Origin of the sequence: Dolosigranulum pigrum ATCC 51524, assembly GCF_000245815.1 — a bacterium.
GTDB classification, from domain to species: domain Bacteria; phylum Bacillota; class Bacilli; order Lactobacillales; family Carnobacteriaceae_A; genus Dolosigranulum; species Dolosigranulum pigrum.
In genome coordinates, this window is sequence record NZ_JH601103.1 from 19,891 (window position 1) to 40,959 (window position 21,069).

The following is a 21,069-nucleotide window of genomic DNA, read 5'->3' on the forward strand; positions in this document are numbered from 1 at the left end:
GAACAATACAGTCTAAAAAAGTATATAAAATCATTGAAGTCGCTATCCATCTTTGATATACTGTTATTAGTGAGAATGATTATCATTATCAAACATAATAAAATCATTTTATGAAAACAGCTTCTTACGCTGTTTTCTTGATATGTTTTTATTTATTATATTACAAAGGAGTCGATATTGTGAAGAAATTATTGTCTAGAGGATTACTATTGTCAAGTGTCTTATTGGTGGCTGCGTGTAGCCCCAATAATGGAGATGACGCTCAAGTTGAAGAGACCACTGAAGAGGTGAACCAACCCTCCGAAGAAAATAGTGATCAAACAGCTACAGATAGTCCATCAGATGAAACTGATAAAGCAACTGCTGACGGAACACTAACCATTATGGATAATGCGGAGCATACGGTTGATGTGCCGGCTAACCCACAACGAGTGGCTGTGTTCGATAATGGACAGTTAGATGTTTTGCAGTCACTCGGCTTATCAGACCGTGTTGTCGCTACTGCCTCCGATATTTTACCAGACTATTTAAGTGAGTTCAGTGACTTGCCAGTTGCCGGTACACTCTTCGAGATCGACTTAGAAGTGGCGAACGCTGAAGAACCGGAACTAGCAATTGTCGGTGCCCGTTCCCAAGAAAGTTACGATGGCTTAGCTGATACTGTTCCAACGCTTGACTTAAGTAATACTATCCAAAATATTTGGGAAACCTTGCAATCAAACTTAGAAACATATGGTAAAATCTTTGGTGTTGAAGAACAAGCTGAAGGAAAAATTCAAGGTTTAGAAGAACAGTTGACCGCTCTTGCTGAGAATGCTTCCTCATCTGGTTTAAACGCGCTGTTCTTGATGACCAGCGAAGGCCAACTATCCGCTTACGGACCAGGCTCTCGCTTCGGCCATGTTCACGATTTATTCGGCTATGAACCGGTTGACAGCGATATTGAAGTCTCTCGTCACGGCATGGATGTTTCCGTTGAATATGTCTTAGAAAAAGATCCTGATGTAATTTTCTTACTTGATCGCGGAGCAGCTATCGGTGATGAAAGTAGCATTAGTGAATTCGAAGAAAATCCAGTTATTCAAGAAACAACAGCTTATAAAGAAGGCAATATCGTTCACTTATCACCTGACATGTGGTACTTAACTGAAGGTGGCTTCATCTCCTTCAAAACAATGATGGACGAAGCGGCTCAACCGCTCAACTAAGCTAAACACACAATAACAAGTTAACCCCTGTTATCTACGCCATGATAACAGGGGGTTTTTATGATTTATAAAATAGTTTTTAGTCTACATCTATTTCATATTATTATGCCGAGCCCAACTCCAGAAAGTAATTCTCGTCCTTATTATCATAAATCGCTACCTGCTCCAACTAAAAAAGAGCCTCTATATAAGAGACTCTTTCGCTTCATCATTATTCGTCAATAACACCTAATTTAACAAATTCATTGCGGATATCATATAACGCCGTATAGTTCGCAACAATATGCACGACATCATTCTCTTCACATTTAATGTAGCCAAGCAATTCTTCTGGCGAATTAAATTCGATTAACTCATCAAATCCAGCTCGTCTTGCCCGTTCGCCTAGCGGTTTTTGATACATCCCACCGTAATATGTTCGGGTAACTGACATATTAGCGAGTTGCTCGAAGTCAGCTTCGTCTAACCAAGACATGTCTTCCCCATCAGCTGGCTTATTATTAAACGCTAAGACACACGCCTTCTGACGATTATCTAACTTGATGACGTCAAGTGTCGCATTAAATCCTGCTGTATTCTTCACGAGATTAAATACAACATCTTTCCCAGCAATATGAATCACTTCCTGGCGTCCTTCAATTCGTTTAAAGTTGCGCAGAGCTTGAGCAATGTGCTCATCACTAATCCCTAATTCCTTTGCTACCGCATAAGCTGCCGCCACATTGTACATATTGTACATTCCACTGAATGGAGCCGTCAATGCGGTATCATTTATTTTAAGTTGTGACTGGTTAAGCCCAATTGACACATCATGTAGTTTATAATTGGCATTCGCAAAATCTTTTCCAAAGAAGAGCTGGTGATTTTCAATATCAATCTCATGCATTAACTCTAAATCGCCATTAAGTATAAGTTTTGCTTGCGGCTGATGCTTCACTCCTGCAAGAATGGTTTGTAAGGTCTGCTCCTTGCTACCTAAGCGATCCACTTGATCATCGAAGACATTCGTAATCACCAAGTAATCAATCGTTAATTGCGGTGACAGTTTTCGTACATACACTTCATCTGTCTCCAAGACAGCAATATCTTTGCCCTGTCCTTTCAAAATAAGTGAAGTGATCAAGCCTTGTTCCATATTAGCACCGGAATCATTCGTCACTACGTCAAATTCCGTACGCAACATTTCTGATAATAAGGCAGTTGTGGTCGTCTTCCCATTCGTCCCTGTAACCAGAATAACTTGCTTATCTTCTGTCAGATGTGTCAAAATTTGTGGGTCCAATCGCTGAGCTAATTTTCCAGGTAAACTAGAACCCGACCGTTTCGTTGCGTTTAACCCCATTTTCGCTAATTTTGCTGTGGATGTAGCTATTGTACTTTTTAATGTCATACTTCCTAACTCCTCAATTATAAATTCACACTTTGACAAAATATTACTATTAACTATCATTTTGTCAGTGTTATTTTTCAAATTAATGCTTTATATTGTACCGCATTCTTGATATAAATTCAATTTTTATTTCTGTCTTTCTGCTATTATTTCTAACAACAAGGCAGGATGGTCGGTCATAATGCCGTCCACCTCTTTATCCAATAATGAATGCATCGTTGCAGGATCATTGATTGTCCAATAATAGAGTGCAATATTTTGCTTAAGAACGCCTCGAAGCAAATTATTATGCGTTAAATCATGACCCTCTTTTTCTAGCGGTAGTTGTAAGCTATCCGCATTAATCGTTGTCCAACCATTCAAATAAGCTAAATGTCCTTTAACAAAAGAACGTGCCGCCTGTTCACCCGCACCAATCGCGACCTGACCGCCTGAAATTTGTTGAAAATCTTCAATCAAATCATGGTCAAAACTACCGATAACGACTTGATCTTCCATCTGATACTGCTGAATCAACTCCCAGACTTTCTGGATCAGCATTGGTTGAAGCACTGGGGCAGTGGTGTCTTTTAACTCAATAAAATAACGTTGCATCGGGAATTGATCAAACACTTCTTCTAATCTTGGGATATGAACGCCTTGATCTCGGTACGTATAGTCTCCTGCCTCATCCTGATAATAATAACCCGCATCGAGCACCTCGACTTCGGCATAGGTTAGTTCATTAATATGGCCTGATCCATCTGTTGTTCGATCAACCGTCGCATCATGCAAAACAACGATTTCTTCATCTTTCGTCAGATGAACATCAAGCTCTAGCACATCTACACCTAACTCCACCGATCGTGCGAATGCCGGCAACGTATTCTCCGGGGCATGTGCCCGACCACCTCGATGAGCAATCACTAACGTCTGATCATCTTCTTTAAAGAAGGCGTGCTTTGGTCGTGGCTTAACTGGCCAAATAAACGCAAGCCCCCAAATAATTAGCACTATTCCAACAATAGCACTGATCATTATGAATCCTTTCTTCTTCATCATGTCCTCTCCATCTATATTTTTTGATTACACGATGCTGACTCATTCAGTGCGAACATCGATTCTCATGCACAATATTATATCACAGTTCAAAAACAAAATACCTTTATTTTTATTTAAGATTCGTATGGTGCGATGTTGCATGTATACTGATGAAAAATCTCCAAAATAAAACTACCTCGACGTGCGCATCTCGAGGCAGTTCAAGCTTTATTTACAGCTCAAAATTTACAGTTCAAAGGTTAAGCACTTATGAACCTCAACATGATCACTCCGCGTTGCCCATTGATTGGTCGGTCCATTGCCATGTCCAACACTCAATGGATTCTCTAAGGCATCTTGGACAAAACACTTTGCCGTAATAATCGCTTGTTTAGGATCGTGCCCTTTCGCTAATTCTGCTGTTATACAAGCCGAGAAGGTGTCCCCCGTCCCGTTCAAGTTAGAGGTCTCCACTCGCGGTGCACTTAACCAGAAGTCTTCCCCATCTGCCAACAAAACGTAATCAGCAGACATTTCACCGTGACCGTGACCACCTTTAATGACGATATTGTTGGCACCGAGAGCTTGCAATTCTTGTGCTGCGTCTACCATATCTTTGCTCGTTGTCAACTTGCGTCCCACCATCGCTGCTGCTTCGGCTAAATTTGGCGTCAATATATCCGCCATCGGAACAATCTCCTCAGTCAAGACGCGCTCGGCCGACTCTTCTAATAAACGATAGCCGCTTTTTTCGAACATAACCGGATCAACCACCAGTTGACTAAATTGAGCTGTTTTCAACTGTTTTGCCACTGCTCGAACCGTTCGTGTATCAACTAACATCCCTACTTTCGCCGCACGCACCTTAAAATCTTCATGAATGGCTTCGAATTGCTGGGCAATAAAGGCCTCATCGACTGTCATGACACCTTTTGTGCCCAGTGAATTTTGGGCAGTCAGAGCAATCACAATATTTAAACCAAAGACTTTCCGTTGATGAAAGGTTTTCAGATCTGCCTGCAGACCACATCCTGCGCCCGTATCTGATCCTTCAATTGTCAGTGCTTGAATTGTTTCGTTCGTCATCGTATCATCCTTCCTTTTACCCCTTCTTACTTAAACTGTGCCTTAATCACATAAGCGAGTGGAATATCTGCCAGCCCAAGCTGATCAACATCCAATGTTGTAGGGTCCAAGTCATCCGTCAATAATGCATCTAATTGCTCTTTTACCGTTGACTGCTCCGACGCCTCAAAGGTCATCACTCCAATAATCACCTCTTTATTCGGCGCTAAATTCTCATAGCTTAAATAGATCGAATGTTGTCCTTTAAACGTCACCCCTTCTAAACTGTCCAATTCATCAACAGTCTCAAGTTCCTCAGTCGGTGTGACTAAAGTTATCTCATTTTTTCTCAACCCATGCTTCCCATAATCCATTAACACTTGCATCGATTGCACCTCTGCTGTTTCTGCAAAAGTTAACATACTTGCAATCGGTTCATCGACTGTCTGTCCAGACTCATAGGTCTCAATCCAAATATCAGCTGTACGTGCTTCGCCTTGCTCATGATGAAAATCAAATGCCATCGCACCGTCCGCTTCAATTTTTTTAACCCCTTCAGCTTGTGTAATTTGATTCCCTTCCTTCCCGCAAGCAAACAACAAACCACCCAGAATAAATAATGCCGTTAATAATTTTTTCATGATCATCCCCCTTTTGTCCATTATAGCATAGGCACCTCTCCACTCCATAAAAAAACAGCAAGCAACTACTCAGAAAATTTCTAAGTAATCGCCCACTATTTGTATAATACATTGGTCTATAAGAAGAATGATAATACTAACCCAGCGAGAATGCCCCCGACAATCGCGGCACATACTCGCGACAGTGATTCTTTACATAACTTACCGCGGATCAATTCTGCGGTATAAATACCAACACCCGCTGCGACAGCCATATCAACCCAGGCACCGGTCTGATGAATCATTGGCGTCTCTAGACCGTGATTAATTGACCAGAGCGTTCCAACAATGAAGGCTGCTGCCATCCAACCGCCAATTGGTCCGAAGTCTTCAACTAACTCGCCCCATACCAAGCGGATAAAGAGCGGGAACATCGCGGCTCCTACCATCGTTGCAATTGCTAATCCTACTGTCATTACTGCTCACCTCTATTTGCTTTCTCTTTGTCCATCTCGATATCTTGTTCAATATAAGCCGAAAGCACGCCACCGATAATCCCGCCAATAATGACGAAAACTAAGGTTGGAACGGCATCCACCAATGATTGGCCCCCATTCATGAAGAAATCGCGAGCTAACCCAGCAATTCCAATACCAAGCGCCATATCAACAAACGCATGCTCTTCTTGTTGATGAATTAAACCTAACTTGTGATTCAAGTACCAAAGTGGCCCAATAATAATAATCGCTCCAGCAAAGCCACCACCAATACCATATGCACCAGCATAGCCGCCCCATAATCCCATAACGAAAATACCAGCAACAAAAAAACCAAGTGTATTTCTAATATGTTTCATCTGTACTCCTCAATTCTGTTTACTTCTTTAATTTCACCCTGCATTAATTAAATTGTTGCAGTTCTGCTTTGATCTGCTCGTAGCTAGCCCCTGTTGAAGCAGTGATTCCTGCTGTAAAGGCACTCTCCACTAATGGATAGTCACTGAAATCATGAACATGTTCGGCATCATCCAGCATATCAAGTGCTGTTTCAACCGCCATCTTGGCACTTCCGACACCGGCAAAGACATAAATTTCTTCACAATCGGTCATTGCTTCTAATGTACTGAGTAGTTCCATTGGGTTTGATCCCAGTTCGCCCTCATCCGTTCCACCATTTGATTTCACGACAAGATTTGACCCGTCACCTGCCATCTGTTCAATTAGTTCTTTCAAGCCATCTGTAATTTTCTTACTATGAGAGACTAATACAATCCCAATCATGAATAAACCCCTTTCATTTCGTAGTAACTAATGAACACGAATAGCTCCGCGTCGCTACAATCTCTCGCGACGCGACTATCGCTATCGTGCCTTATAAAATTTACTTCACTGCTTCTGCTTCAACTAATGCTTGGAAGAAATAGACGCTAGACATTGCGCCCGGATCGATATGTCCCACTGAACGATCACCTAAATAAGACGCTCGACCTTTTTTCGCTTTTAATTCTTTCGTATCTTCTGCTAGCTGTGCTAAGTCATCGGTGCTTACATCGCCGTCTGCCAACAACTCCAACGCCGGTGTCCAGACATCAACCATGGTTTTGTCCCCGACGGAACTTTTCCCGCGCTTCGTAATACCGTCTCGTCCGGCTTCTAGTGCCTCTAACAGATCATCGCCATCTGCCAAGGCTTTACTGATTTGTAAGAAGGCACTACCATATAGCGGACCAGACGCCCCGCCGACTTTGCCCATCAAGGCTTTAGCGGCTGTCTTGAAAACATCGGCTGCTGAATCAAATTCATCTTCTGCTAAGCTTTCTTGCAATGCCTTAACACCGCGGACCATATTACCACCGTGATCGCCATCTCCAATTGGTGTATCCAATTCACTCAAGTATTCTTTATTGTCAATAATTTTCTCGCTAAATAATTCTAATGCCTTAATTGCTACTTGTGTATCCATATTATCTACCACCCTATTGTGTCAACATCTTCGTTCAGTAAGTCTAACCAATCATCTTGCAGTTTGAGTAACGTCAGTGAGACGCCTTGCATCTCGATTGATGTCATGTAATCACCGACTTTGCGGAACGGTGTCTGAATGCCGTCTGCTTCTAGATGATTCAAGGTATCATTGAAGAAGATATATTGTTCCATCAGCGGTGTACCGCCCATGCCATTCACCAAGAGAGCAAATTCATCTCCGTCTGACCAATTGAAGGCTTCTTTTAGTTTACCTAACATTTCACTGGCCATTTCTTTTGATGGTTGTAGTTTTTCGCGCTTATAACCGGCTTCTCCATGAATACCGATCCCGAATTCAATTTCATCTTCTTCTAGAGTAAATCCAGGCTTACCCACTTCTGGCACGGTCGCTCCGCGCAGCCCAACTCCCAATGAATTCACATTATCGACCACCGCTTGACCCAGTTCTGCTAGCTCATCTAACGAGTAGCCCTTACGCGCAGCAGCTCCTAAAATTTTGTGTAGTAAGACCGTTCCGGCCACACCACGTTTTCCTTGTTCGGATTCATCTTCTCCTAAGGCAATGTCATCATCAATAATAACTTTTCGCACTTCGATGTCTTCCATTTCGGCCATTTCCATCGCCATTTCGAAATTCATGACATCTCCGGAATAATTCTTAATAATAAGCAGAACCCCTTTGCCCGTATCGACGGCTTAGATAGCTTTCAAGACTTCATCAGTTGTCGGTGAGGTGAAAACTTGACCACAGACAGCTGCTTGTAGCATTCCATCTCCAACAAAGCCCGCGTGGGACGGCTCATGGCCGCTCCCACCCCCACTGACAAGTGAGACTTGATCATTCAAGTTGCGCTGTTTAATGACGTAACTGTCTTCTAGTCGCTCCAGTTTTTCTTCATTTGCTCGAACAATCCCACTGACCATTTCTTCAAGGACGTTTTCAGGTTGATTAATAATCTTCTTCATCTCAAAACACACCTTTCTACAATACTAGAGTTTATCGCAAGTATTTTAAGTCGTTTATGTCCAATGTTTCTTGTAATTCATCGCGGTAAGCTTGTTCTTGTTCATCGCTCCAACCGAGTGCTTCTTTCATGACAGCGAAGAGCGGTTCTTTTACTTCATCGACTTTATCACGCATGAACAACATTAAGTTCGTACGGCGAACAAGGAAATCCACTGGAGAGATAACCATCTCATTGCGCAGTGCATAGTGAAGAGATAAGAGATATTTTGTCTCTAGACCTTCGACCGGCTCGACTTCATCAATTAAGCTGAAGACTTGTGGCGCATTCGATCCGTATAAGTTACTCAAGTACGCCGCATCTTCTGGTGATAGGCCTTTTTCAATTCCGCGCTGGATCAGACGTTCAATTTCACGGTCAACATTCTCCGGATCCAGTTGTCCACCTGAGACCGGATATGTTTTTGAGTTAATTTTATGGAAGAACTTGTCATAGTCACGTTCGAGAATTTCGATGGTTTTCTCAAGCGTACTTTCAGCCATTTTACGATAGTCGGTAATTTTACCCCCTGCAATGGTGACTAGGCCGTTCTCTCCAACATCTAGCTTACTCCCACGCGAAACAGCGGATGGATCACGTTCAGAAGTCTGACCTTCAACGCTACGAACAGCTTCTTCCACTTCATCACGTGAACTATCTTGATTAATAAATTGCTTGACGGTCTCGACTAAGTTATCAAAACTTTCATCGCTAATCTTACCACTATCACCACCGTTATAATCACTGCCGGCATTTCCTGAGATCAACGGACGCAAGCCTGCCCAAGAACTTTCCACATCATCAAGCGTAATATGTGCATCTGGGAAGCGACGGTTAACCACATCGAGCAAGTAATCCACATCTTCTTGTGTGATCTTCGGTGTTGTGTAGTCACCCGTGTAATCCGTATCTGTTGTTCCGAAGAAAGTCTTATCTTCACGTGGAATGACGAACACCATACGTCCGTCACCTAGACCCGTGTCGAAGTAAATCGGTTGTGGTACGGTAAGTCGCTCTTTATCCACAACTAAGTGGACCCCTTTTGTTGGTCGCATTTGGTAGAAGCTTTCTTCTTCCTCACGCCCTAAGTTACGAACTTTATCACTCCATGGTCCGCTCGCATTAACAACAACTTTAGCCGCAATATCGAACTGCTCACCCGTTAAGACATCCTCAGCACGAACACCACAAATATTGCCCTCTTCATTGTACAAGTAGTCAACTGCTTTCACACGACTTGCCATGGTTCCGCCATCTTCGTGCGCTTTTTTAATATTTTCAATAACTAGACGGACATCACTATTGTTGAAGTCGAGATAATTCCCCCCACCAAGTAATCCCTCTGACATCAGACCTGGCACACGTTTTAGTGTTCCTTCTTTAGATAGTGAGTAATTCGCCAGTGTTGTATTATCAATCCCCGCCAATGAATCGTATAAATTCATCGCAACTTTTAATTTAAAGGGATCAAAGGTTGACCCTTCTTCATCATAGAGTGGAATTAACATCGGATCAGGCTTGGGAATATGCGGCGCTATTTGCTGAACAACCGCACGTTCACCCACCGTATCATTCACCACTTCAACATCAAACTGTTTCAAGTAGCGGATTCCTCCATGAACTAATTTGGTTGAGCGGCTGGAGGTTCCCTCTGAGAAATCTTGCATCTCAATCAACCCGGTCTCTAAGCCACTTGCTGCTGATTGAAGGGCAAGCCCGGCACCGGTAATTCCCCCTCCAATAATTAAAATATCGAATTCATTATTTTTTAAATGTGATAAAATTTCTTGACGATTGGTATATGATAAACTCATTATTCGTCTCCTTCCTTTCTAGTTATTAAGCTTCAATATCTGCTTCGGCAAAAGTTTGTGTTGCTTCGACCGCTTTTTGCCAGCCACTGTAAAGTTTTTCTTTCTTCGAATCATTCATATTCGGCTCGTAAGACTCACCGACTTTGTATAAGGTCTTAATTTCATCTAAGTCCTTCCAGAACCCAACTGCTAGCCCTGCTAAGTAAGCTGCTCCTAGGGCTGTTGTTTCGTGGTTTTGTGCACGTAATATTTTCGTTCCTAAGATATTAGACTGGAATTGCATCAAGTATTTATTCATAGATGCTCCCCCATCCACACGTAATTCACCGATATTGATATCCGCATCAAGCTTCATCGTATCAACAACATCACGCGTCTGGTAAGCGATCGCTGGCAAGGTTGCCTTCGCAAAGTCCTTACGGTTCGTCGCTCGCGTCAAGCCATAAATTGCCCCACGCGCATCAGAATTCCAGTACGGTGCACCTAATCCCGTAAAGGCTGGCACAACATAAACTTCATCGTTGTTGTCTGATCCCTCAGCCAATCCTTCCGTTTCACTTGAGTCCTGAATCATCTCAAGTCCGTCACGTAACCATTGCACGGCACTTCCAGCTACGAAAATAGATCCTTCCAACGCATAGTAAACTTTCCCATTAATACCGTATCCAATTGTGGACAATAAGTTATTCTCTGAGAGTTGCATTTCTTCACCGACATTCATCAGAATGAAAGCACCCGTTCCGTACGTATTCTTGACCATCCCCGGCTCGAAGGCTTGTTGCCCAAATAAAGCTGCCTGCTGGTCTCCAGCCATTCCCGCAATTGGAACTTCATCACCATAGAAGTGGTAAGAAGCTGTCTTGCCGTAAACTTCCGAGTTAGATTTTACTTCTGGTAACATGCATGCTGGAATATTCAAGATATCTAGAATTTCTTCATCCCACTTCAAGTCTTTAATATTGTATAGCATGGTACGACTCGCATTCGTGTAATCCGTTACGTGCGTTTCGCCACCCGTTAATTTCCAAACTAACCATGTATCGATCGTTCCAAAGAGCAACTCGCCCTTCTCCGCACGCTCTTGCCCATTATCAATATGGTCCAAAATCCAACGAATCTTCGTCGCTGAGAAGTAAGCATCAATCACAAGCCCTGTCTTCTTATGAATCATATCAGCATGGCCTTCTTTTTTCAACCGATTAACAATATGAGAGGTCTGGCGTGATTGCCACACAATCGCGTTGTAGACGGGACGACCAGTCTCTTTATCCCAAACAACCGTCGTCTCACGTTGGTTCGTAATCCCAATCGCTTCTACTTGACCTGGTTTAATATTACTATCGATGAATGCTCCGGCAATAACCGACTGTACCGAGTTCCAAATTTCATTCGCATCGTGTTCTACCCAACCATCATTCGGAAAATATTGCGTAAATTCTTTTTGGAAACTGCCAACTGCTTCTCCCTTTTTATTATAGAGAACTGCTCGTGAGCTCGTCGTTCCTTGATCGATTGTCATAATGTACTTTTCTGACATATTTATCTTCCTCTCGTTTTTGTAATCGTTTAATCTGTAAATCTATTATAAATGAAACGGATACATTTTTCAAAAGTATTTTCATGAGATTTATATAAAATTATTTTAATATTTTTAAGTTTCATTCTCCACCAGTCTTGTTATAAAAGTATTTATAAGGATTTTATATAACTAGACTTATTTATATAAATTTTCCGTTTTATGTTTATTTTTTTATATTTATATACATTTTATCCTTGATAAATAATGAACAAAACTTTCTATTAACTATTTTATATCACTCATTATTTTTTAATGATATTTTAAATGTAAATTATGAACAAAAAAAGAGGCTTGCGCCTCCTTTTTAATCATTCGATCACTATTACTTGTCATTTTTAAGCTTTTTCACACTAACTCCTGCCAACAATGAGCTGACTCCAACTAAACCAATAATCCATGAACTAGTTGCCGTATCTGGCAATCGTTCTCCTTCTGTTGCTTTCTCAGCCAATTGCTTGTTAGCTGATTGAGAGGTGCGGTCAGTTATGCTAACTGTTTGTAGTAGGATGTGCGTTTCATTGCTTTTATTTTTCTGGTCTGTTATTTCGTTCATTGCAGCTTGAACGGTAAGTTGTTCATTAACTGTGACTGCTTGGCGAATGATTTGTTCAATAGTCGGTACATTGTTTGCCTGTTGGATGGCCTCTTGATAAGTCATTGTACTGGTTGCTGTTAAATCTGACAGTGTCGCAATATACGTTTTAGCCTTATTTTTTTCAACCTGAAGTAACGCCTGCAGTTGATGGTCTGGGAACATGGTTTTTTCATGAATGGCTGCTTTGTGATGGTTTACCCCACCTTCAAATGCTGGTTTATCAGGACGAATGAGTCCTTTCCCTGTTTCTATATTTGAATCATCAGGTAATTGATTATCGTCAGTTGAATCAATAACTTTCCCCGTTGATTGGTTCTTCTCTATTTCTGGTCGTTCAGGTTGTACGGGCTTTTCTGTCTCTTGAACTGATTCATTTTCTTCAGCAGGTGGTGCGACTGCTACTGTCAGATCAGTTTTTAGTTTAAATACATAGGTCAAAATGGCTTCTTCAGCTAATTGTTTAAATGTGATATTTATGCGTTCATATTCCTTCCCGTCACGTTCAATGACTTCCGGCAAGTATTGATCGTACACTTCTCGAGCGTGCTCCTCTGAAGCCCAGACATCTGAATCTTTGCGGTCGTAGACGACTTGTTCCCCATCGAAGTCAACTACCAGTTTGAAGTGGTTTTTTATAGTTTTTAATCCAGGTTCTGGTATCTCTTCAGGTTCTTGTGGCGGAGTTGGAACAGTTGTATCCTCAACTGTTGCTTTTTGTTGGAACTCAGCTAATAATGCTTGAACAGCTTCCACACCATCCGCTTGACGGATCAATGTAAGATATGTTTGCTTCAAGTTATCTGAAGCTTGCTCTGAACGAATAATTGCCAAGTTGGCTTCCACTTTTTTCTTCGCCAACACTTGTGAATCTTCTAGTTGCTCTTGGACTGTTCCTTCCGGTTGCTGTTCTGGTTCTGATGAAACTTCTGGTTCTTCCTCAGGTTGTTCTTCAGTCTCTTTTGTTTTCTCTAACCATTTATTCAAGAAGGCGCCCTTATCAACTTGTTCTTCTGCTTCGATGTGTTGGTTAATATTAAGAAGCTCGTCAACAAATGGATTCAAATCAACTGCTGGTGCGACTTCTATTTGCTCAATAGCTAAGTGGAATGTGCTACTGTTTTCCGTCAATTCTACTACAGCTCCATTTTGCTCACTACTGTACCCCGCTGGAAGTTCCACAACAATAGTGTACGTTCCTTCTGGCAAACGAACTTGCAAGCGATCTGGGTGATAAGATGTCGTAGGAACTAGATAACGTTTGCCAGCAGCATCAACGGCATAAACTGTTGCTCCCTGTGGTAATGATTCGTTTAATTGGACTCTGAATTCACGATAAATGGTCTGTTTAGCTAAGAAATCAACTGTTTGAACAGATTGTTCGAATGATACAGTAAATGTCTTTTGGATGTTGCCAACTACTTCAAGATATTCAATATCGTATAAGAATGTTTCAGCGGTATATGTGCCGAACGGTAAGCGAAGCGTTGAGCCTTTTTTGCCTGCGTGCTCGATTGTCTCTACAATATTGCCTGCTTCATCACGAATAAGCACACGGAAGCCATATTTCGCATAATTCTCACCAGTCACTTCATCTAATAGACGGAAATTAACAACTCCTGTCATACCGATAAGCAATTCATTCAGTTTTTTCTGCTTGCGGTTACCGGCATTGTCTTCTAAGTTCAAGACTAAGCGTTTGTCAGTGATATCAACACCTTCTGGAATATCGAACGTTAAATCTTCATTCATGTACAATCTTGGCAACCCTTCCGCAAGTGGGCTACCATCTTTATAACCAATGCTGGTTCGGAATGGGTTGATCCCAGACAAGTCACTAGCTAATTCATTAGTATTTCTAAACGTTAACTTGCGTAGCTGAGCATCAAAATCTGCTGCTGTCGCCATCGTTAGCTGCGTATCCAGTGTGAGATCAAACGTTAACTCCTGCAAGTCAGCCCCAGGAACAACTGGACGATAATTGACGACATATTTATATTGACCATCTGCTAACAAATTACCTAGATAATCTAATCCATTCCAGACCGATTCTGGAACAAGTGTGCTTTTATCATCCTGCCCATCGAAGTAGTTCTTACGCCCACTGGTCTTTTCACTGCGCCACAAGACTTTCTCACGGGAAACGTCATCCAAAGCATAAATACTCGCAACGAAATCCTCATAATTTCTTAAGAAGACTCCCTTAAAGCCCAGTTCATCTTTGTGACCATCACCATTCGGGGAGAGGGCTAATTTCATATCTTTACCTTGTTCTAAGAAATTCCCTTCTGGATCGACTGTATCTGCTCCAAGTGTTTGTATTTGCGGTTTATCTTTTCCTGTATCGACCGCTGTCACTAAACTTGTGAAGTGATCCTCATGTGGATCGACGACTTGTTCTTCTACATTAGCATAGTAGTAAAAAGGCACTTCACCTTTCTCTAAATCATAAATAGGTGTCTCTACAACACGTAAGGAACTAAAATCACCGCGGAATCCAACATACGGAATATTGACTAATCCTTGTCCCGCTTCATCTTTGAAGACAACATATCCTTCTAAGAAATAGCCACTTTTCATCTGAGTTAATAACTCTTCACTAAACTCAGAAGCATCAACAGTGATGGAGATTGTTTTAGATTCACCGGCTTCAACGGTAACGGTTTGACGTTCTGTCGTCTTCAAATGACGTGGCTGCAAGGACATCAGCGGTCCGATCGGCGAATCTTTCGTCGCATCAGTATTCAAGTGTGTTTGATAAGTTAATGTTTTGGCTTCATTGGAACGGTTGTGAACAACCACATCGAATCGTAATTGGTCGCCAACATTGTACAAGGAGACACTACCATATCCTTTATTATTCGTCACATACAGATCGGACGTCAATGCTTTATCCACATTAATAATCCCAGCTCCTTGTTGACGAGGAGAGGTGAAAGCTCCCGTTTCAGGATTGGTATGAATCGTAGCTGTACTCATCAATAAATTCTTCACGAGTGCTGTTAATTCACCTGCTGACATTTCCGGGTATTTCTTTCGCAACCCTTGCTTAATCAACGCAACCGCACCAGCTACATGAGGTGAGGCCATACTCGTTCCGCTCATTGGTCCATACTCACCATCATTATATGCTGAGAAAATTCCCCCACCAGGAGCCGTCACATCTGGCTTCAACTCACCATCAGCCGATAAGCCCCAACTTGAGAAGTAACTCATTTCGCCCTTATTAGGATGATCAAACTTCATTCGGTGTTGTGTATCAGGTTTAAGTCGATATTTGTCCGCATGTGCAGCTAATTCATTCCCGGCACGATTCGTAATAAATAACGCTGGGAAGTCTTTTAATTCGGGATTGTCTCCCAAAGTCATCGTCATCACTTCATCATCACTATCATCTCTATTATAGACAACAATTCCTTTAGCACCTGCTCGTTTGGCATGTAGCGCTTTGTCTTCAAATGAAATTTCACCACGTTTCACTAGCGCAAACTTTCCACTCAAATCGCGGCCAGCAAAATCTGCTTCCTTACCCAACCCAGCTACTTCATATTCAAACTCACCTTCAGCAAATTCCGGCTGGCGTAAAATTTCTTGTGACTTGTTATCTCCGAATCCTACCATTAAGTTTCCATGATTAAATTCTGCTTTTTCTAGTCCTTTTACTTGCAAAACATATTCCATCGCTACCGTCGAGTTAACGGATGCTACTGAAATTGAATTTTGGGCAGTTGATGGTGAGCCAACAACTCCAATATCCGGATTGCTTGCTTTTGGATTACTGTGTCCTTGACCGAATACACGCGAATTACCTGCTGCAATAACTACACTCACTCCAGCTGCATTCGCATCAGCTATAGCTTTCGATAAGCGGTAACTTGTCTCGTATAAGGAGCCACTTCCACCACCGAGACTCAAGTTAATACTTGTTGCTCCAAGTTTAACAGCATCTTCAATCGCACGAGCATAAAGATATTCCCAAGTGCCTCCGTTCAAATCAGAGAAAACACGCATCGCCATCAGTTGTGCTTCTGGTGCGACACCATAAATATATTCTTCATTATCGGGATTATCTAACGTTGGTAACTTAACTGGTCGACTTGGATTCCCTACTGCTGTTCCTGCTACGTGCTGACCGTGTGACATTAAATCATTTTCCTTCAAGTGAATATCCGCATCGGTATAATTGTAACCAAAAATCAATTTTTCATTTACCCAACGACCATATTCAATACCTGCTGCCAATTTTGCTTTTTCGAACTGTTCTTGCGTTTGGTAACGAGCTTTCATCATATCAGATAATCGACCAAAAGCATCGTGAACGGGATCAATTCCTGAGTCAATAATCGCCACTACTTCGCCCTCGCCACGGTAACCCGCCTGCCATGCTTGTGGTGCATGGATTATTTGATTTGAATTTTCAGCTTGGGGATGATGCTGATCTTCGGCCCCTCCTTGGACAGCTTCTTGCGGTAATACATAATCCAGTTCAGTGCTATTTTCGCTAGGCTTATTTACTTTAGATTGATTCTTGCCTTCTAACTCAGTAGAGCGCTCTTCCCGTGAAGCATCCTTCACTGTGTGCTCCGATGCATCTCGTTGTTCCACTTCAGCTGTTTTTTCTGAAGATTCATGTCCTTTTTCTGTTGTTATAGATTCTGCTTCAACGGAATCATCAGCTATTTCGGCATAGTTTTCCAGCTCACTTACCGATTGCTCTGTTTCAGTAACTACTTGCTCCCGCTCAACATTGGCGTCTTGACCAGCAGCTTCTACAATCTCTCCCTGCTCCAATACGTCGCTAACCTCTGGTAAAGTTTCATGGGCTGAAACTTCTTGACTGACATTACCTAACGCCATCAACATCCCAACTGCAACTGATACCGTAAACCATTGGCCATTCTTTTTACGCAATAACTTCATGCCGCACACTCCCTTATTTTTTATTGATAAACGACATTTCACTCTACCCCACTGAAAGATTATGTCTTCTGTATTGTATTAGCTAGTATATTCTAAAAATAATACATTAATTTATTTTGATATTTTTCAGACAAAAAAATCATAAAATAAGTGTACCTCAGCTAAAAAATTACTTTAAACCAGTAAAACCTCTCTCAATTATTGGCAAAATCGCTTATTGGAATATATTATATCTTCTTTTAAACTCATTTTCAACATAATTATACAAAATATTGTCAGAAAATTTAAATTACTCTATTAATTTTGCTGAATGTTTCTGTTCTCCCACCTTGCTGATATACAAACATAATTATCTTATAAATTTTTTTTATAATATCCTTTTGTTTTTGAGATCTTCATAGTATAATAAACATAGAGAATTCACACAAAAAGGGGGATGCTAAATGAACTATGTCGATCAAATAATTGGTTGGGGTGCACTTTTAATTGCATTAGCTGGTGTGGGATTCCAGCATGAATGGCTTTGTGTACTAGCAGTTGTGTTCGGTATTGTAGCTATGTTCTTTAAAGATATTCGTGGAATGGGCATAACCTCTATTAGCATTGGCGTAATAGGCTGGCTAATGACTACCTTGTACAGCTCTAGTCAAGTCTTCGAATTATTCCAATAATCGGCTGCCCCACTACTAAGTAAAAAAGCCTCCGAGTAATGCAGTGCCTTGGAAGTTGGTATAGTCAATCCAACTCTTGGGCCACCACATCACAGGAGGCTTTTTTTGTTCACTTATCGGCGGTATATATACTCTAAATAAATCAGTAGTCGTTCTTCTACCGCTTGTTCAATTTTGGTTTCAATCAAGTCTAGACGTTCCCGTGCAATACTCAATCGTGTCATTGCTCGGGAATAATTACCATCAACTTCTGCTGCATATAATGACTGAACCGTCGCATGTTCGGGCTTATCACTTGTAATCACCTTTTCAAAATAAGGATGCTGCTTAAAGTTCTGAATCATCTCAAGTGAGTCATTATCTGCCAATAAAAAGGCCAATAAATGAAGCGCGTAGACCTCTTCTTTATAGCCGTTGAATAACTGATCAAATACAGACCATAGTTGCTGGCTCAAGGCATATGCTTGATTAAATTCGTGCTGATCAATTGCATTCAAAATTTTTAGTATCATAAGAGATGTCTGATTCGATTGACTGAGCGCTATTTTATCGTTCAAGTCAATATGAGTCACAATCTCATGCATAGGCACTCCTTGCATGAGCTGCTTATAGGTGATTAACACTTGTCGTAACTGTTCTTTGTAAGAAGGGGTACGTAGAATTTCTTTCAAATGATACCCATCTGTCGGATCAATTGGCATTAAGTTCATTCCCCCGAAAAAAATGCCCACATACCCAGCAACAATTAGGATATTATTCCATAATGGTTGATACAACGTACGTGCTACAGCTAATAAAGTAATTCCCAATAAAATATTGACCGTTATTCCACCCAAAAAATACGGTATCACAGGAACATTTTTCTTAGTTGGAACCATTAACGCTTGGCCTAATATGCCTCTCGTAATGGATTGCTTATCTACCTTGGTCTGCCATCCTGATTTTCCTCGATAAAGTGTCAAATATAACATCCGAAAAACACTGAGTTGATAGCCAGTTAACCACCCGCCTAGCACATGACCTAATTCATGTAATAATATATGCAAAAAACCACTAACAATAAGTGTAATGATCACAACTAATATCGTTTCGAAAAGACGACCCGAATATATAAAATAAACACTAAAATATAAGCTAATAATAAACCCCATTACCCCACCAAATACAAATGGCAATATTTTTTTCACATTATCTCGTCCTCTCTAGATAGGTTTTATTTAACTGCTCGCAAGCCAAAAGTAGCAATACTAATAAATAACCAACTAGCTCCTAAGGAAAAACCTGCTAACACATCAGAAGGAAAATGCACGCCTAAGTAAATCCGACTCAAGCCAATTGCTACAATGGTGACGATGCAAACGACACTGACTAAAAAATGCAATATAGCTTCATTAGACCATAACCGAATAACAATAAATAAGAGTGAACCTAATAAAATCATCGCCCCCATCGAGTGTCCGCTAGGAAAAGCATAGTGACTTTCAGACACAAGATGTTCAATATAATCAGGCCGCACCCGCGCAAATTGATGCTTCACAAAATTATTCAACAATCCCGCCCCGACTCCAACTGTTATCGCAAACCATATCGCCTCCTGCCACCGACGAACCGCTAAAAGGATTAAGGTAATAATACCCGCGAAAGCTGCTTGTGCCCACAAATCACCCAGTGTTGTTATTCCTACGACAATCTGGGTGCGCTCTGCAGTACGCATATTATGTAAGATAGCTCCCAAATTTGCATCCATTTCATTCAGCCATACTGGATTAAACGTTAGTAATAACGCCAAAATAATAAACGGAATTAATAACGCCACACCCGTTAAAGCCGTATTTCGCTCTGTCCAAAAAGTACTTGTTCGTTTTGTCAATCCAATCACTCCAAACTATTCATTGTCTCTATTATCCGTTAAATTCACAACTTTGACAAGGTATTTAACTAATTTTCCGTCTTGAGACTGATTTTCTCTTCTTTTCGATGGATAAAAAATATATGTAAGCTTTTTTATCTTAAAGTTGACTTTCAAGACTCTTTAACGTATTCTATTAAGGGAACTAAAATTAAATAACGTATATTAAATGCTTATTTCCTATTTTTATGTCCTATTGCCGTATGAATTACGAATGAACTATAAGGAGAATTAGAATTCATGAAGATTTTTGACTACGAAGATATTCAACTGATTCCAGCTAAAGCGGTTGTCAAGAGCCGTTCAGAATGTGATACCTCGGTGGAATTGGGTGGACGCCACTTCAAGTTACCTGTTGTTCCAGCCAACATGCAGACGGTCATCGATGAAGAATTAGCAGTCTGGTTAGCGAAGGAAGGCTATTTCTACGTTATGCACCGTTTTGATGAAGCAGCTCGTTTGCCTTTCATCCAATCGATGCATGACCAGAATTTATTTGCATCGATTAGTTTAGGTGTGAAAGATTACGAATATGATTTTGTTGAGCAATTAGTGGCTGAAGATGCCATTCCTGAATATATTACGATTGATGTGGCACACGGTCATTCTGATATGGTCATTCAGATGATTACGCATGTGAAAAAGCATATGCCAGAAACCTTCCTCATTGTCGGAAACGTCGGTACACCTGCAGCTGTTCGCGAATTAGAAAATGCCGGTGCTGATGCAACAAAAGTAGGTATCGGGCCAGGAAAGGTCTGTACAACAAAACTAAAAACTGGGTTCGGTACAGGAGGATGGCAACTCGCTGCCCTCTCTCACTGTTCAAAAGTAGCTCGAAAACCACTTATTGCCGATGGTGGCGTTCGTACACATGGTGATATCGCCAAATCAGTTCGCTTCGGTGCAACAATGGTCATGATTGGCTCTCTCTTCTCTGGCCACGAACAATCACCGGGGCAGATGGTTGAAGTTAATGGCAAAAAATATAAAGAATACTTCGGCTCAGCCTCCGCTTCCCAAAAAGGTGAACGTAAAAATGTCGAAGGGAAGAAAATGCTTGTTCCTTACAAAGGCGATATTGCCCTCACCTTAGCTGAAATGAAACAAGATTTACAATCCTCCATCTCTTATGCTGGGGGACGTGATCTCGATGCCATCCGTCGTGTTGATTATGTTATTGTCAAAAACTCCATTATGAATGGTGAACATTATAATTCATTCGGTATCGACGTCAACGACAGCTTTGCTAGCTCAAACTATAATCAAGCATAAATAATATAAATAAATAC

Annotated in this window: 16 protein-coding genes and 1 pseudogene; 3 read left to right on the plus strand and 14 right to left on the minus strand. The window is 41.3% G+C overall.

Annotated features, from left to right (window positions below):
• The first annotated feature begins 179 nt into the window (after window positions 1-179).
• Complete coding sequence (locus HMPREF9703_RS00080; RefSeq protein ID WP_004634510.1) at window positions 180-1,208, plus strand: siderophore ABC transporter substrate-binding protein; 1,029 nt, start codon at window positions 180-182, stop codon at window positions 1,206-1,208.
• A gap of 211 nt (window positions 1,209-1,419) precedes the next feature.
• Here HMPREF9703_RS00080 and HMPREF9703_RS00085 read toward each other — a convergent pair whose 3' ends face one another.
• The 12 genes and pseudogenes from HMPREF9703_RS00085 to HMPREF9703_RS08515 all read right to left on the minus strand — a co-directional run bounded on the left by HMPREF9703_RS00085 (window position 1,420) and on the right by HMPREF9703_RS08515 (window position 17,197).
• Window positions 1,420-2,598, minus strand: a complete 1,179-nt coding sequence (locus tag HMPREF9703_RS00085) for a Mur ligase family protein (RefSeq protein WP_004634512.1) — start codon at window positions 2,596-2,598, stop codon at window positions 1,420-1,422.
• Window positions 2,599-2,724: 126 nt separating this feature from the next.
• Window positions 2,725-3,639: a glycerophosphodiester phosphodiesterase family protein gene (locus HMPREF9703_RS00090; protein WP_040376730.1), complete on the minus strand. Its 915-nt coding sequence runs from the start codon at window positions 3,637-3,639 to the stop codon at window positions 2,725-2,727.
• A 225-nt stretch (window positions 3,640-3,864) separates the two neighbouring features.
• Window positions 3,865-4,704 carry a bifunctional hydroxymethylpyrimidine kinase/phosphomethylpyrimidine kinase gene (gene thiD / locus HMPREF9703_RS00095; RefSeq protein WP_004634515.1) on the minus strand — a complete coding sequence of 280 codons (840 nt, stop codon included), beginning with the start codon at window positions 4,702-4,704 and terminating at the stop codon, window positions 3,865-3,867.
• Between the two features lie 26 nt (window positions 4,705-4,730).
• On the minus strand, window positions 4,731-5,324 hold the full coding sequence (locus HMPREF9703_RS00100; protein WP_004634518.1) for a hypothetical protein: 594 nt from the start codon (window positions 5,322-5,324) through the stop codon (window positions 4,731-4,733).
• A gap of 116 nt (window positions 5,325-5,440) precedes the next feature.
• Complete coding sequence (locus tag HMPREF9703_RS00105; RefSeq protein ID WP_004634520.1) at window positions 5,441-5,779, minus strand: Lin0368 family putative glycerol transporter subunit; 339 nt, start codon at window positions 5,777-5,779, stop codon at window positions 5,441-5,443.
• The gene (locus tag HMPREF9703_RS00110; protein WP_004634522.1) at window positions 5,779-6,159 is read right to left on the minus strand and encodes a Lin0368 family putative glycerol transporter subunit; all 381 of its coding nucleotides are present in this window, start codon (window positions 6,157-6,159) and stop codon (window positions 5,779-5,781) included. The genes HMPREF9703_RS00105 and HMPREF9703_RS00110 overlap by 1 nt, the downstream gene beginning before the upstream one ends.
• 43 nt (window positions 6,160-6,202) lie before the next feature.
• Window positions 6,203-6,583 carry a dihydroxyacetone kinase phosphoryl donor subunit DhaM gene (gene dhaM / locus HMPREF9703_RS00115; protein WP_004634524.1) on the minus strand — a complete coding sequence of 127 codons (381 nt, stop codon included), beginning with the start codon at window positions 6,581-6,583 and terminating at the stop codon, window positions 6,203-6,205.
• Between the two features lie 100 nt (window positions 6,584-6,683).
• The gene (dhaL, locus tag HMPREF9703_RS00120; RefSeq protein WP_004634526.1) at window positions 6,684-7,265 is read right to left on the minus strand and encodes a dihydroxyacetone kinase subunit DhaL; all 582 of its coding nucleotides are present in this window, start codon (window positions 7,263-7,265) and stop codon (window positions 6,684-6,686) included.
• A gap of 5 nt (window positions 7,266-7,270) precedes the next feature.
• Window positions 7,271-8,254 (minus strand): annotated as a pseudogene (dhaK, locus tag HMPREF9703_RS00125) (dihydroxyacetone kinase subunit DhaK).
• Between the two features lie 31 nt (window positions 8,255-8,285).
• Window positions 8,286-10,106, minus strand: a complete 1,821-nt coding sequence (gene glpO / locus HMPREF9703_RS00130; protein ID WP_004634530.1) for a type 1 glycerol-3-phosphate oxidase — start codon at window positions 10,104-10,106, stop codon at window positions 8,286-8,288.
• Window positions 10,107-10,131: 25 nt separating this feature from the next.
• Window positions 10,132-11,643, minus strand: coding sequence for a glycerol kinase GlpK (gene glpK / locus HMPREF9703_RS00135; protein ID WP_004634533.1), 1,512 nt, complete (start codon window positions 11,641-11,643; stop codon window positions 10,132-10,134).
• A 364-nt stretch (window positions 11,644-12,007) separates the two neighbouring features.
• Window positions 12,008-17,197, minus strand: a complete 5,190-nt coding sequence (locus tag HMPREF9703_RS08515; protein ID WP_004634535.1) for a S8 family serine peptidase — start codon at window positions 17,195-17,197, stop codon at window positions 12,008-12,010.
• A gap of 443 nt (window positions 17,198-17,640) precedes the next feature.
• On the opposite strand from HMPREF9703_RS08515, the gene HMPREF9703_RS00145 reads away from it, so the two are divergent.
• Window positions 17,641-17,868: a hypothetical protein gene (locus tag HMPREF9703_RS00145; RefSeq protein WP_004634536.1), complete on the plus strand. Its 228-nt coding sequence runs from the start codon at window positions 17,641-17,643 to the stop codon at window positions 17,866-17,868.
• Between the two features lie 113 nt (window positions 17,869-17,981).
• Here the strand turns inward: HMPREF9703_RS00145 and HMPREF9703_RS00150 are convergent, their stop codons facing one another.
• Both HMPREF9703_RS00150 and HMPREF9703_RS00155 read right to left on the minus strand, forming a co-directional pair.
• The gene (locus tag HMPREF9703_RS00150; RefSeq protein ID WP_004634537.1) at window positions 17,982-19,055 is read right to left on the minus strand and encodes a M50 family metallopeptidase; all 1,074 of its coding nucleotides are present in this window, start codon (window positions 19,053-19,055) and stop codon (window positions 17,982-17,984) included.
• Window positions 19,056-19,081: 26 nt separating this feature from the next.
• Window positions 19,082-19,738 carry a phosphatase PAP2 family protein gene (locus HMPREF9703_RS00155; protein ID WP_004634540.1) on the minus strand — a complete coding sequence of 219 codons (657 nt, stop codon included), beginning with the start codon at window positions 19,736-19,738 and terminating at the stop codon, window positions 19,082-19,084.
• 279 nt (window positions 19,739-20,017) lie between these two features.
• Here HMPREF9703_RS00155 and HMPREF9703_RS00160 point away from each other — a divergent pair, with 279 nt between their 5' ends.
• Entirely contained in the window at window positions 20,018-21,052 is a 1,035-nt protein-coding gene (locus HMPREF9703_RS00160) for a GMP reductase (protein ID WP_004634542.1), read from the plus strand.
• Window positions 21,053-21,069 lie beyond the last annotated feature (17 nt).